The following is a 13,493-nucleotide window of genomic DNA, read 5'->3' as shown; positions in this document are numbered from 1 at the left end:
GTAAGGCGAAGCCGCCACCCGGCTTTTTTTATATGAAGTAGCTCATCGCCAGCCCTAAAAACAGCACCAGACCGACGTAGTTATTGTTCATAAACGCCTTGAAGCAGGCGTCGCGTTCGCGCTTCGCAATCAGCTTTTGCTGGTAAGCAAAGAGCAGCCCCGCCACCAGCACGGACCAGTAAAACTCCCAGTTCAGCCCGTTCAGGCGGCCAATCGCCACCATCAGCGCCAGCACGGCGACCTGCAGAATCCCGATAATCAGCTTGTCCTGACGGCCAAAGAGGATGGCGGTGGATTTGATGCCAATTTTCAGGTCATCGTCGCGGTCAACCATCGCGTATTGCGTGTCGTAAGCCACGGCCCAAAGTATGTTCGCCAGGAACATCAGCCAGCAGCTGAGCGGTAAGGACTCACTAACTGCCGCAAACGCCATTGGAATCGACCAGCCAAACGCTGCGCCCAGCACCACCTGAGGCAGGTGGGTATAGCGCTTCATAAACGGATAAACCCAGGCCAGTGCCAGCGCCGCAACGGAAAGCAGTATGGTCATGGTGTTCAGGGTTAACACCAGCAGGAAAGAGAGCAGCACCAGAACAGCAAACAGCACGCGGGCTTCTTTCCCGGTCACCTGCCCGCTGGGTAACGGACGACCGGCAGTCCGCTTTACATGGCCGTCGAATTTACGATCGGCATAATCATTGACCACGCAGCCCGCTGCGCGCATCAGCCAGACGCCAGCAACAAACACGCCGAGGATCCACAGCGGCGGCACGCCCGGCGTGGCGACCCACAGCGCCCATAAGGTCGGCCACAGCAGCAGTAACGCGCCAATCGGTTTATCGGTACGCATTAAGCGGTGATACGCCAACAGCTTATTCTGCGTCAGGCTCCACTCCATTTTTTCTTCCTCTTAGTACAACGGTGATGCCGGTAAAAAAAGCTCCGTCAGAATTAACGGTTTACCGCTCAGGCGAAGGCGGGAACGACGCCCCCACAGTTCGGCATCACGACCAATTTCAATAAAATCCCGGGTAAGTTCTGACGAGGTGAAGAGGTAACGCCCCAGCGGCGTTTTCCCCAGACGCTGCAGCGCCAGCTCGGGCCCGGAAAGGGTGGACTCGGGCACCACCGTCCGTCCGGCAAGCCACGGCTCGCCGTCAGCGCAGAGTAAAATTTCACGCAGCCAGTAACGTGGCTCGTGCGGCAGCAGCGGCAGCTCGTTGGCGATCTCATCGCCGGAGACAAACCCTTCCTGAATCAGGGTCACCGTGACCGTTTTTCCCTGCTGCTCAAAACGCTTTGTCATGGAATCTTCCAGCAACAGCCAGTCCAGCTGCTGCGGATCAAGCGCAGGTATTTGGTCGAAATAGCGCAGCGCACGCAGTTGCGTTAGCGCAGGGTGTGACATGCCAGACTCTCCGATACATAACGTACAGGCATTGTATCGCAGAAACGCGGATTGAGGGGGGCCAAACGTTATTTAACGATCACGATCGCAACAAGAGTGCAACAGCCCGGCGGAGACGAAAAAAAGTGCGCCCACTCAGGCGCACCAAACGACTAACAAATCAGCATTGTGGGGAAACGGTTACCCCTTGCCTTTTACACTGCTGATAAAGGTGGAACGGGCAGTGGTTGAACCTAAACGTTCGGCTTCATCAAGCAGCTTCAGCGCTTTATCGACATCGCCGCGCTTCACCGCCTGCTTGATGGCGTTGTTGAAGTATTCTTCGGTGTCGTTCAGTACCGGCTCCGCTTTCTTCGCCGGGGCCGGCGCTGCGGTCGCTACCGGTGCGGCTGCCGTGGAAGCTGGCGCAGTATAGGCAGGCGCAGCGGTGTTGCCCACGGTGACAGGGCCGGTACCGGAGGAGCCAAACAGCGGGCCGACCAGGACGCTGGACGCACTGCTGGTCGACACTTTCAGCTTCACAAGGCCGTCAGTGGTGTGGCGGGCAATCGGATCCGGGATATCCGGTGCGGCGTTACCTACGCCTTTGGCATAGGCCTTCGCAGGATCAAGCAGCGTGGTGGTTTGCTGCAAATCTTTTTCCGTGGTGAAGACGAGTACATAAATTTTCTGCTGACCCAGCGCAGGCGTCAGGCGCATTACCCCTTCCAGGCGATCGGCGCTCATGACACCCGGTTCCTGATAGGTAAAATATTCGCTCGGGAAGAACGCAGAAGGCGTCATGTTCTGGTCAAGAATCAGCACGTTCGGCGCAAAGACGCTGGTCTGTTTATTGACTTCACTGGAGAGCGTTAACGTCAGTTCGCCAATGTTAGCGGGCACGCTGTACGCGACCACTGGACCACTAATACCCGGAACATTAAGCGGTTGCCCACCCGTCGAGAGCTGGGTCGTTTGGGCTTTAGATTGATCGACAGGCGTCCAGACCAGCTGTTGCAACGCAGCTGCCGGAATGGCCGGCGCGGATGTTGTGTTTTGCGGAACGAAATTCACATTAGCGAGCGTTACAGCAGGCGCGCTCGCCAGCAACCCTGCGGATAAACAAAGGGCAAGGAGAGTTTTGTTCATTTTCATTGTTATCACCTCAAAATGCACAGGTCAGCGGTAGCCAGGCAATAGCGCGCCGTCCCAAGGATTGAGGGGCTTGCGCCCCTCAGTTTGGTCATTACGTCAGATTAAGACGGGATTACCACCAGATTTCCATCTGGGCGCCGAAGGACCACTCATCGTTGTCACCACGGCTGTAGGTTGTGGCTTTGGTATCGCTTTTTGCAATGCCGTTGTCATAACCCCATTTCTCATCCCACTTCGCGTAAGTTGCGAAGACACGGATCGCTGGACGGGACCAGATGCTGTTACCGGCCTGCCATTGCTGTGCAAGGGTAATTTTGTACTGGTTGTTGGTATCGTCAGTTTTCTGCGACTTAACGTTGTCGTAGCCAACTTCAAGCAAGGTGCTCATGATTGGCGTCCATTTATACATTGGGCGCACACCCACGGTGTACCAGGTCGTACCGTTGTTGTCGTCACGATCGATATCCTGATACATACCGACGTACATCAGATCCCAGCTATCACCCAGAGAGATCGCACCGTGGTCGAGAATACGAACCAGGGAACCGTTGTTGTTAATCTTGTTATTTACAACACCAATTTCAGCGTCTTTGTCATAGTTGTTGCCGGTGAAGGAACCCTGCGGAATACCTTTGCCCTGAGTGGTCATTGCATCGGTAGCGTACTGGACAACAAACTTGTTGTAGCCTTTCAGCATGCTCTGGGTATGTTCAGCGGTGAACATCCAGCCATCTTTAGATGCGCCGTCAGCGAAGCTGTAACCGTCAGTTTTGTTAGCTCGGCCATAGTCAACACCCAACTCCAGCGTGCCGCCCGGGTTGATTTCCATCTGCGCTAAGCGCACATCGAAGACGTCGTTAGCGGTGTCTTTGAAGTCATGATAGATATCGTTGCTGGTGAAGATGTATGAGCCACCTGCTTCCTGAGAACGGGTCGCTGCCAGAGACAGTTTACCGAAGCCCAGATCGACGTTTTCGATACCGGCACCAGGACCTGAAATATCCCAGTAATAGAAGTCGATCATGTGAACGTCATGACGCTGATAGAAGCGCTTACCGGCCCAGATGGTGGAACCTGGCAGCCACTCAATCAGGTTTTTACCCTGCACGTTGGCTTCACGGAACGCCGGGTCGGTAGCTTCCCAGTCGTTCTGTTGCGCCACGGAGTACGCTACGTTGGTGTCGAAGTAGAAGCTCTTGTCGCCTTCTTTCCACACTTCCTGGCCCAGCTTCAGTTCCGCATAGGTTTCACATTCGTTACCCAGACGGTATTTACTTTGGGCACCGGTTGCCTGGAAGCACTGCTGTTCGCCGCCACTACCCGTCCAGCCGATACCGGAACGAGCATAACCATGGAAATCCACGGCCAGTGCCTGAGCAGACATTACGCCCGCTGCGACGGCAACTGCCAGAGGAAGTTTGCGCAGAGTAATCATCATTCTATCTCCTGAGATCATTGCTTTTCTTTGAACACTTCACCTGTCGGTTTCGTGTCTTCTTTTGGGATTGCTTAAACGCCTGGCTCTTTGTGCAACCGACGACATGCGGTGCCATCCTCACGGAACAGATGGCAGCGCTCTGGCGGCAAGCCGATAGCGAATGTGGCACCCTCTTCTACCAACACCACGTCATTCTGGCGGTAGACCAGGTTCTGACGGATGGCGGGGATCTGGATATGAATCTGTGTTTCGTGACCAAGCTGTTCGACGACCTGAACCTCACCTTCCAGCGTCACATCGGCAATGTGGCTCGGCAGTAAATGCTCAGGACGAATACCGAGGGACATGTTTGCCCCCACCTGTACGTTGGCGCTGTCGACCGGCAGCCAGACCTGCTGGCGGTTTGGCAGCTCCACCTGTACCTGTTCAATGGCTGTCGCGGTCACTTTGACGGGCAGGAAGTTCATCTTTGGCGAGCCAATGAAGCCCGCAACAAAGCGGTCTGCCGGGTAGTGATACAGCTCCAGCGGTTTGCCCACCTGCGCCACGCGACCGGCATCCAGCACCACGATTTTGTCGGCGAGGGTCATCGCTTCGACCTGATCGTGGGTGACGTAAATCATCGTGCGGCCAAGACGCTTGTGCAGACGGGAGATTTCGATACGCATCTGGACGCGCAGGGCGGCATCCAGGTTGGAAAGCGGTTCGTCGAGCAGGAAGACGCGCGGCTCGGCGACCAGGGTACGGCCAATCGCCACACGCTGACGCTGACCGCCGGAAAGCGCTTTCGGCTTACGCTCCAGCAGGTGCGCCAGCTGTAATACTTCCGCCACCTGCGTCACGCGCTGGTTAATCACCTCTTTCTTCGCGCCGGCCAGCTTCAAACCAAAGGACATGTTCTCGGCGACGGAAAGATGGGGATAGAGTGCATAAGACTGGAACACCATGCCTACGCCACGTTCGGCAGGCGGGATGTCATTCATTCGGGTATCACCGATCAGCAGGTCGCCGCTGGTGATGGTTTCAAGACCGGCAATCATACGCAGCAGGGTTGATTTACCGCAGCCTGATGGGCCGACAAATACCACGAATTCACCTTCGTGGATGTCCAGATTGATGTCTTTCGACACCACAACGTCACCCCAGGCTTTCGTTACATTACGCAGCTGTACGCTCGCCATGCCCTTCTCCCTTCGTTACAACCTGTCACCGACAGAAACATTCAAGATAAGGTGACTATGGGGGATCCATTACTTTCACGAATCCTCCACCCCCGGCTTTTTTATGGGGGAGGAGGCGGGAGGATGAGAGCGCAGGCTCTGCGACCGGCGTGGGCGGGCTGAGGCAAAATTCGTGAAGCCGCCTGCAAAATTCAGTGCGTTTTTATGTGCGCCAGCACTCATAACTTAAATTTATGCAACGGAGATCACACAAACGGGGGGTGGGGCGTAGGGGTTGGGAGGATGGAAAGAGGATGTCAAATAAGGAGACTGAGTCACGTTGAACCACTGAAGTCATACCACGAGACATCACCAAAAAGGATGGCAGATATGAATATCAAGACTGGCGCACGCGTTTTCGCATTGTCCGCCCTTGCAGCAATGATGATTTCCGCACCGGCGCTCGCCAAAATTGAAGAAGGCAAGCTGGTTATCTGGATTAACGGCGACAAGGGCTATAACGGCCTGGCCGAAGTGGGCAAAAAATTCGAGAAAGACACCGGCATCAAAGTGACCGTAGAGCACCCGGACAAACTGGAAGAGAAATTCCCGCAGGTTGCGGCAACCGGCGACGGCCCGGACATCATCTTCTGGGCGCATGACCGTTTTGGCGGTTACGCACAGTCTGGCCTGCTGGCTGAAGTCACCCCGGACAAAGCTTTCCAGGACAAACTGTTCCCGTTCACCTGGGACGCCGTTCGCTATAACGGCAAGCTGATCGCTTACCCTGTCGCGGTTGAAGCCCTGTCTCTGATTTACAACAAAGACCTGGTCCCTAACCCACCGAAAACCTGGGAAGAGATCCCGAAACTGGATAAAGAGCTGAAGGCGAAAGGTAAATCTGCCCTGATGTTCAACCTGCAAGAGCCGTACTTCACCTGGCCGCTGATTGCTGCCGACGGCGGTTACGCGTTCAAGTTTGAAAACGGCAAATACGACGTGAAAGACGTAGGCGTCGACAGCGCGGGCGCGAAAGCGGGCCTGACCTTCCTGGTCGACCTGATCAAGAACAAACACATGAACGCGGATACCGATTACTCCATCGCGGAAGCGGCGTTCAACAAAGGCGAAACCGCGATGACCATCAACGGTCCGTGGGCCTGGACCAACATCGACAAGAGCAAAGTCAATTACGGCGTGACGCTGCTGCCAACCTTCAAAGGCAAGCCGTCTAAACCGTTCGTTGGCGTGCTGAGCGCAGGCATCAACGCCGCCAGCCCGAACAAAGAGCTGGCGAAAGAGTTCCTGGAAAACTACCTGCTGACCGATCAGGGTCTGGATGAAGTGAACAAGGACAAACCGCTGGGTGCCGTTGCGCTGAAATCCTTCCAGGATCAGCTGGCGAAAGACCCACGTATCGCGGCCACCATGGATAACGCCCAGAAAGGCGAAATCATGCCGAACATCCCACAGATGGCCGCATTCTGGTACGCCACCCGTACCGCGGTTATCAACGCTGCAAGCGGTCGTCAGACTGTCGATGCCGCACTGAAAGATGCTCAGGGTCGTATTACTAAGTAAGTCTGAAAAACGGCGGGTAGCGCGTGCGCTTACCCGCCCTACGACTACGGCACGATCCGTAGGTCAGGTAAGCGCAGCGCCACCTGACGATAAGATTCCACCGTTGTAGAGGAAGAACCCCATGGATGTCATTAAAAAGAAACGCTGGTGGCAAAGCGACGCGCTGAAATGGTCAGCGATCGGTCTGCTGTGTCTGCTGGTGGGTTACCTTGTTGTTTTAATGTACGTACAAGGGGAATATCTGTTCGCCATCATGACGCTGATTTTGAGCTCTGCTGGCCTGTATATTTTCGCCAACCGTAAAGCCTATGCCTGGCGCTATGTCTACCCGGGCGTGGCCGGGATGGGGCTGTTTGTCCTGTTCCCGTTGATTTGTACCGTCGCCATTGCGTTTACCAACTACAGCAGCACCAACCAGCTTGCGCAGGAACGCGCGCAGCAGGTCCTGCTGGACCGCTCATACCAGGCAGGCAAGACCTTTAACTTCGGCCTGTATCCCGCAGGCAACGAATGGAAGTTAGCGCTTACTGACGAAGCAAGCGGGAAATACTATGTCTCTGACGCCTTCAAATTTGGCGGCGAGCAGAAGCTGGCCTTAAAAGAGGCCCAGGCCCTGCCGGAAGGTGAACGTGCCAACCTGCGCGTCATTACCCAGAACCGTCAGGCGCTGACCCAGCTCACCGCCGTGCTGCCAGACGACAGCAAAGTGATCATGAGCTCGCTGCGCCAGTTCTCCGGCACCCAACCGCTCTATACCCTGGCGGATGACGGCACGCTGACCAACAACCAGAGCGGCGTGAAGTACCGTCCGAATAACGACATTGGTTTCTATCAATCCATTACTGCCGACGGCAAATGGGGTGATGACAAACTCAGCCCGGGCTATACCGTCACCATCGGCTGGGACAACTTTACCCGCGTATTTACCGACGAAGGCATTCAGAAACCGTTCTTCGCCATCTTCGTCTGGACGGTGGTCTTCTCCGTACTGACCGTGATCCTCACCGTAGCCGTGGGCATGGTGCTGGCCTGTCTGGTCCAGTGGGAATCCCTGAAGGGCAAAGCGATTTACCGCGTGCTGCTGATTCTGCCGTATGCCGTACCGTCGTTTATCTCGATTCTGATTTTCAAAGGGCTGTTTAACCAGAGCTTCGGTGAAATCAACATGATGCTGAGCGCGCTGTTTGGCATCAAACCGGCCTGGTTCAGCGACCCGACCACCGCCCGCTCAATGATCATCATCGTGAACACCTGGCTCGGTTATCCGTACATGATGATCCTGTGCATGGGGCTGCTGAAGGCCATCCCGGATGACTTGTACGAAGCTTCGGCGATGGACGGCGCGGGTCCGTTCCAGAACTTCTTTAAGATTACGCTGCCGCTGCTCATCAAGCCGCTCACCCCGCTGATGATTGCCAGCTTCGCCTTTAACTTTAACAACTTCGTGCTGATTCAGCTGTTGACCAACGGCGGCCCGGACCGTCTTGGCACCACCACGCCGGCAGGCTATACCGATCTGCTCGTGAGCTACACCTACCGTATCGCCTTCGAAGGCGGCGGCGGTCAGGACTTCGGTCTGGCGGCAGCGATTGCCACCCTGATCTTCCTGCTGGTGGGCGCCCTGGCGATTGTGAACCTGAAAGCCACACGTATGAAATTTGACTAAGGAGGGCACTGAACATGGCTATGGTACAACCCAAATCTCAGAAACTGCGCCTCCTGGCGACGCACCTGGGCCTGCTGATTTTTATCGCGGCGATCATGTTCCCGCTGCTGATGGTTATCGCCATCTCCCTGCGTTCGGGTAACTTCGCCACCGGGAGCCTGATCCCGGACGAAATCTCCTGGGAGCACTGGAAGCTCGCGCTGGGCTTCAGCGTGGAACACGCGGATGGCCGCGTCACGCCGCCGCCGTTCCCGGTGCTGCTGTGGCTGTGGAACTCGGTGAAAATCGCAGGTATTACCGCCATTGGTATCGTGGCGCTGTCCACCACCTGCGCTTACGCCTTTGCCCGCATGCGTTTCCCGGGCAAAGCGACGCTGCTGAAAGGGATGCTGATTTTCCAGATGTTCCCGGCGGTGCTGTCGCTGGTGGCGTTATATGCCCTGTTTGACCGCCTGGGCCAGTACATTCCGTTTATCGGTCTGAACACCCACGGCGGCGTGATCTTCGCCTACCTTGGCGGTATCGCACTGCATGTGTGGACCATTAAAGGCTATTTCGAAACCATCGACGGTTCGCTGGAAGAAGCGGCTGCGCTGGATGGGGCTACCCCGTGGCAGGCGTTCCGCCTGGTGCTGCTGCCGCTGTCGGTGCCGATTCTGGCGGTAGTGTTTATCCTGTCGTTTATCGCTGCGATCACCGAAGTACCGGTTGCCTCACTGTTACTGCGTGATGTGAACAGCTACACCCTGGCCGTAGGGATGCAGCAATACCTCAACCCGCAAAACTACCTGTGGGGCGACTTTGCCGCGGCGGCCGTACTCTCTGCCATCCCGATTACCGTGGTGTTCCTGCTGGCGCAGCGCTGGCTGGTGAACGGCCTGACGGCGGGCGGTGTGAAAGGTTAAGTTTCATTTTGTTATGCCACTGCAACCCTCAACTTTAGACGTATTGTATTGACCCAACTTGTGACTGTTGTTAGGCGGCCTCCGGGCCGCCATTTTTTTATTCGCGTTTCAGCCGCTTCGAGTTACACAGCCAGAGGGTGATCACCAGCAGCAGGATCGCCGCCGAGTAGATCAGCACATCGAGCGGGGATTTATGATCGACGATGATCAGCCGCACAATCGCGGTGATCCCAATGTAGACAAAATAACGCAGCGGGAAGTGAAAGCCGGACTGAAAATACTTCACAATCAGGGCGATAAATTCAAAGTAGAGAAAGTAGACCACCAGGCCTTCCACCAGCGCATATTTGCTGGTTTGTTCAGGGGCGAACAGCACATCCGCCAGATGCACCGTCTCCTTACCCAAAAAGACGACCAGGATCAGGCCAAGGCTCAGCAGACCGAGGTTCAGCACGGTCTGGAGGACAGTTGAGATAAACTCAACGCGCGGGCGAGTCAGGGATGTCATACAGCACCTCATTCTCCAGGGCGAGGTTTCTGTATAACGCAAAAATGTGACGGGGATCTATATTTTTTGTTTATGTTTGGCGCATTCGCCCGGTGGCGCTGCGCTTACCGGGCCTACAAAAACCGTAGGCCGGGCAAACGCAGTGCCGCCCGGCGTGAAGCATCAGCGGAAGTTAATGTTCTTATCGCTGGTCATGTCGTACAGCTGGAACTTACGTCCAAGCTGCTGACCGCCGTCACGCGTCAGCGGCGTCCAGCCGATGGCCGCGCGGCTACGGGTTGGACCGGATGAGAACAGATCCAGCGGAATCGACACGTAAACTCCTTTGGTGAAGTCCCCTTCCCCATATTCGTCCGGCGAGACGTTGGTAATGGTGGCGTAGCCGCCCACCACGACGCCGCTGTCGAAGTGTTTGGAGATATCCAGCGTGCCGCCTTTATCGCCCGCCAGGTACTGGCCGACGCTGGCTTTCACCAGCACGTCAGGCGCGAACGACGGCGTCCAGTAGGCGGTCAGGTGACCGGTTTTAACGCTGTAGTCGGTGAACTTCATCATGTCCTGGGCGCTGCGCCAGTCACGCTGTTTGACGTAGTTGGCATCAATCCCGAACGCCCAGTTGCTGTCGACAGGACGATAAAGCACTTCTGCCCCCGCGCCGCCGTACATGGTTTCCAGATACCCGCCGTACACCTGGCCGTAGAAGCCGTTGCCGAAGTACTGGAAGTAGTTGGCCTGCAGGTTGTTCACGTAAGCATCGTTCTGTACGTACTCACGCACGCGGGTACGCACGCGCGGCAGCGTCGAGTCTTTTGGCGGGTTGGTGTAGTTGAACTTGTCGTAGTTGTTGGCGATGTTGCCGAACAGGCTGCCGGTGGTCAGCAGGTGGTCGGTCAGCCACAGATCCGCCGTCGCCATGACGCCCAGCTGATACATGTAGAAGTTTTCCGGCCCGCCGACGGACTGGTTCAACACCGGATCGATATGGAAATCGAAGCGCGACTTGTCGATATACCAGCCCTGCTCGGTGGTCTCCGGCACGATCGGCTCAACGCGCTTTTGCACCAGCTCGGTTTCATGTCCGAGCGGTTCGCCTTCCAGATGGCGCTTCAGGCTGGCAACGTCCGTTTCCGTCGTCACCTGCGGCAGGTTGAGACGGTTCTCCGTCACGCGGATCGTACGGATCCCGTCCGGGAGATCGTTCATGACGATCCGGTTGGCGCGCTCGATCCCTTCCCGCGAGTCGCGGTATTTCACTTGCTCGCCGGTGACGTACAGCGTATCGCCTTTCACCTGAATTTTTGGATCCGCCAGGCCGGCGTTGTATTTCAGCAGCGTCAGCTGGTTTGCCACCACGGAGTGCTGCAGAATCGCATCCTGCGGCTCCGGCTGGTATGCAGGCCGCGCGTTGTCGTTGTAGTGCGGCCGCATGTCGTTGAAGTTGGTGCGCAGCGTAAAGCCAAACATCACCGTATTGCCGCGCTCGTAGCTGAGGTTAACGTCGGCCCAATCGGTGACGCGATAAATGGCGCCGACGTTAAACTTGCTCTTCTGCTCAATCTTCCCGGCGAAGTCCTGCGAGTAGTCATTCCCCTCGTACTCCAGCTTCAGGCGCAGTGGCTGCCAGGGCGTCTGATACTCCACGCCGCCAAACAGCGAGGCCGGGCCGTGGAACATCTGGTCGCCGTTGATGGAGCCCGCTTTCTGATAGCTGTTATCGCGGTAGCAGTATTTATCGCTGTAGGAGCAAAACGGGTTTTTCACGTTGCCGCTGGTGCCGAGATAGCCCCATCCCAGACCGAGCGAGAAGTCGAACGGCCCCCAGGCCTTGCTGGCCACGATGTATTCCGCATCAAACAGGCCGGTACCGCCAATATCTTTGGCGCCCACGGAGACCTGCGGCATCCAGTAGCTCTCTTCCCACAGGCGCAGCTTGACGTCGAAGGCTTTATCTTTGTAGGTCTGATCGCCTGAGAACGCCTCGACGCTGCTGTATTGTTTCGTACGGACGTCGGTATAGCGCAGCGTGGTTTCAAGCCACGGGAACAACTGCACCGACGCCGAGTAGTAACGATACTGGTCGTTATCACGGTAGTTAAGGCTAATTTCCCCTTCGCGCGCCATACGCGCGGTGGGCGTTTGCAGTAAACCGACGCCGCCGAAGTCTGACTGAGACGGGCCAATGGGTGCCGGATACGTTTCTGCATGGCAGGCGGCACTCACGCAGAGCGCCAGCATGCTGTAGAGATAGGTTCTTTTCATTATTCCGGTATCCGCTGAATCAGGGAGTGAAGGATATCGGCGTTAAGCCCGTCATACGCCTTCGTCCAGAAATGGTCGGCAAAACCGACAAAAATAATGCTGCCCGGCATGGGTTCGATATGGCGTTTATTCCAGTAAGCAACGGGGGCTTTTTGCGTGTGGCCGTCAGGGTAAACCACCCAGGCGTAGCTGTTATCCGCACCGCTCAGCAGACTCTGCTCGTCGAGGTAGCTCGCCACGTCGCGGCCGGGAGTAAAGGGCTTGTTACCCGGGCTGCCGATCAGCCCCATCACGGTCACCGTCGTCGGCTTCGCCGGAAGCCAGAGCGTATAGTCCCCTTCCAGGGTCGGGTTGCCGTTTTCCGTGACGCGCACCTCATCCGGGTCAAGATTGACGTTCTGTCGGCCCGTCACCTTCAGCGCCTGCAGCTGCTGACGGACGCTGTTAATGGCCGCCGCGTCGTCGCCGTCTTCCTGTTCCGCGAGTCCCGTTAGCCTGGCAAGAAGCGCCTTGTGCTGCTGTTCCGCTTCCACGGTCTTCTGCCGTTCAGCGATGACCGCGCCTGGCCACCAGCTGTTGGCAAGCCTTGGCTGTCCGACGAGATCGAGCAGACGTTCGGCGTGGGTTAAGGTTTTAGGTTTTTCACTGTCCGGCGTGTAGACCTTTACCGTTCCCGCGGACCATGCCAGCGGCGCGGCAAAACTGGCGATAAGCGCAGCGTGGATGAGCGTTTTCATGATTTCGCCGCCTTGATCAGGGTGGTTTTGACCGGGAAGAATCCGGCACCGAGATACTGTAAGGACTGGCGGATCTGCCCTTCCTCGTCGATCCAGAAGCGGTTGTGCCAGGTGGCCTGGTCGGTGGTGACCTCTTCATCCAGCACGCGAACCTGCGTTTCGTCGCTGCCGACCTTCACTCTGTCGGTGCCGTCCCAGCGGAAGGTCGAGCGTGCCGTGGCGTAACGCACCTGTTTGTGTTCGGTCCAGCCCATCGTGCGCGTCCAGCCCGCGCCGTCGGCGATCTGGTTCGGCTTGATCAGCGGATCGTCAGCGAGATTATTCACCTCCAGCAGGTTATCGCCGCCCAACAGGGTTTTCACGATACGGCCATGCTGCGTCACGATGGTGGCCTGATCCTGCGTCACCCATTTCTGCTGCCCGTTTTCATCGAAAGCGAGCACCACAAACAGTTGCGGGCCATCGTTAAGCTGCATGTACTGACTGGCATAAGGCATGTTCTGAAGCTCGTCATCGGTCAGATGCACGCCCGGTGTGCCGAACAGGCTTTCCCACAGTGAGTTTCCCAGCCCTTTAGTGGTGGCCGAGCATGCCTGCAGCAGCAGGCAAATCAGAATGATTGCTGGTCGCTTCACGACTCTTCTCCGAAGGGGCGAAATAACCACACCGAAGTGTGGTTATGATTAAAACACCCGCT

The 13,493-nt window shown here is 56.6% G+C and carries 12 protein-coding genes; 3 read left to right on the top strand and 9 right to left on the bottom strand.

Translation table 11 applies throughout. The features are described 5' to 3' along the window. Window positions 1-28 precede the first annotated feature (28 nt). From ubiA to malK, 5 genes are all read right to left on the bottom strand, one after another. The gene (gene ubiA, locus BFV67_RS01275) at window positions 29-898 is read right to left on the bottom strand and encodes a 4-hydroxybenzoate octaprenyltransferase (protein ID WP_063436176.1); all 870 of its coding nucleotides are present in this window, start codon (window positions 896-898) and stop codon (window positions 29-31) included. 12 nt (window positions 899-910) lie between these two features. Next, entirely contained in the window at window positions 911-1,408 is a 498-nt protein-coding gene (gene ubiC, locus BFV67_RS01270) for a chorismate lyase (protein WP_021242729.1), read from the bottom strand. Window positions 1,409-1,588: 180 nt separating this feature from the next. Further along, window positions 1,589-2,542: a maltose operon protein MalM gene (gene malM / locus BFV67_RS01265; protein WP_025912217.1), complete on the bottom strand. Its 954-nt coding sequence runs from the start codon at window positions 2,540-2,542 to the stop codon at window positions 1,589-1,591. Window positions 2,543-2,654: 112 nt separating this feature from the next. Beyond that, complete coding sequence (locus BFV67_RS01260; RefSeq protein ID WP_008500081.1) at window positions 2,655-3,980, bottom strand: maltoporin; 1,326 nt, start codon at window positions 3,978-3,980, stop codon at window positions 2,655-2,657. Window positions 3,981-4,051: 71 nt separating this feature from the next. Then, window positions 4,052-5,161, bottom strand: a complete 1,110-nt coding sequence (gene malK / locus BFV67_RS01255; protein WP_008500080.1) for a maltose/maltodextrin ABC transporter ATP-binding protein MalK — start codon at window positions 5,159-5,161, stop codon at window positions 4,052-4,054. 369 nt (window positions 5,162-5,530) lie between these two features. Between malK and malE the strand changes: the two genes are divergently transcribed. The 3 genes from malE (at window position 5,531) to malG (ending at window position 9,292) form a co-directional block, all read left to right on the top strand. Next, window positions 5,531-6,721, top strand: coding sequence for a maltose/maltodextrin ABC transporter substrate-binding protein MalE (malE, locus tag BFV67_RS01250; RefSeq protein ID WP_008500079.1), 1,191 nt, complete (start codon window positions 5,531-5,533; stop codon window positions 6,719-6,721). Between the two features lie 121 nt (window positions 6,722-6,842). After that, a complete protein-coding gene (gene malF / locus BFV67_RS01245; RefSeq protein WP_021242728.1) occupies window positions 6,843-8,387 on the top strand; it encodes a maltose ABC transporter permease MalF in 1,545 nt (514 codons plus the stop codon). A 14-nt stretch (window positions 8,388-8,401) separates the two neighbouring features. Further along, window positions 8,402-9,292, top strand: a complete 891-nt coding sequence (malG, locus tag BFV67_RS01240; protein WP_008500077.1) for a maltose ABC transporter permease MalG — start codon at window positions 8,402-8,404, stop codon at window positions 9,290-9,292. A gap of 97 nt (window positions 9,293-9,389) precedes the next feature. On the opposite strand, the gene psiE is transcribed toward malG, so the two are convergent. From psiE to BFV67_RS01220, 4 genes are all read right to left on the bottom strand, one after another. Further along, complete coding sequence (gene psiE, locus BFV67_RS01235; protein WP_021242727.1) at window positions 9,390-9,800, bottom strand: phosphate-starvation-inducible protein PsiE; 411 nt, start codon at window positions 9,798-9,800, stop codon at window positions 9,390-9,392. A gap of 162 nt (window positions 9,801-9,962) precedes the next feature. Beyond that, window positions 9,963-12,059 carry a YjbH domain-containing protein gene (locus tag BFV67_RS01230; protein WP_008503426.1) on the bottom strand — a complete coding sequence of 699 codons (2,097 nt, stop codon included), beginning with the start codon at window positions 12,057-12,059 and terminating at the stop codon, window positions 9,963-9,965. Continuing rightward, on the bottom strand, window positions 12,059-12,796 hold the full coding sequence (locus BFV67_RS01225) for a capsule biosynthesis GfcC family protein (RefSeq protein ID WP_008503425.1): 738 nt from the start codon (window positions 12,794-12,796) through the stop codon (window positions 12,059-12,061). The genes BFV67_RS01230 and BFV67_RS01225 overlap by 1 nt, the downstream gene beginning before the upstream one ends. Continuing rightward, window positions 12,793-13,431, bottom strand: a complete 639-nt coding sequence (locus BFV67_RS01220; RefSeq protein WP_069597755.1) for a YjbF family lipoprotein — start codon at window positions 13,429-13,431, stop codon at window positions 12,793-12,795. The genes BFV67_RS01225 and BFV67_RS01220 overlap by 4 nt, the downstream gene beginning before the upstream one ends. Window positions 13,432-13,493 lie beyond the last annotated feature (62 nt).

It is taken from the genome of Enterobacter roggenkampii, assembly GCF_001729805.1.
GTDB lineage: Bacteria > Pseudomonadota > Gammaproteobacteria > Enterobacterales > Enterobacteriaceae > Enterobacter > Enterobacter roggenkampii.
This window is presented reverse-complemented; position numbering and strand designations above follow the sequence as displayed.

Coding starts and splice junctions, on each gene's coding strand:
- ubiA (WP_063436176.1), bottom strand. CDS start 898: ATGGAGTGGAGCCTGACGCAGAATAAGCTGTTGGCGTATCACCGCTTA.
- ubiC (WP_021242729.1), bottom strand. CDS start 1,408: ATGTCACACCCTGCGCTAACGCAACTGCGTGCGCTGCGCTATTTCGAC.
- malM (WP_025912217.1), bottom strand. CDS start 2,542: ATGAAAATGAACAAAACTCTCCTTGCCCTTTGTTTATCCGCAGGGTTG.
- BFV67_RS01260 (WP_008500081.1), bottom strand. CDS start 3,980: ATGATGATTACTCTGCGCAAACTTCCTCTGGCAGTTGCCGTCGCAGCG.
- malK (WP_008500080.1), bottom strand. CDS start 5,161: ATGGCGAGCGTACAGCTGCGTAATGTAACGAAAGCCTGGGGTGACGTT.
- malE (WP_008500079.1), top strand. CDS start 5,531: ATGAATATCAAGACTGGCGCACGCGTTTTCGCATTGTCCGCCCTTGCA.
- malF (WP_021242728.1), top strand. CDS start 6,843: ATGGATGTCATTAAAAAGAAACGCTGGTGGCAAAGCGACGCGCTGAAA.
- malG (WP_008500077.1), top strand. CDS start 8,402: ATGGCTATGGTACAACCCAAATCTCAGAAACTGCGCCTCCTGGCGACG.
- psiE (WP_021242727.1), bottom strand. CDS start 9,800: ATGACATCCCTGACTCGCCCGCGCGTTGAGTTTATCTCAACTGTCCTC.
- BFV67_RS01230 (WP_008503426.1), bottom strand. CDS start 12,059: ATGAAAAGAACCTATCTCTACAGCATGCTGGCGCTCTGCGTGAGTGCC.
- BFV67_RS01225 (WP_008503425.1), bottom strand. CDS start 12,796: ATGAAAACGCTCATCCACGCTGCGCTTATCGCCAGTTTTGCCGCGCCG.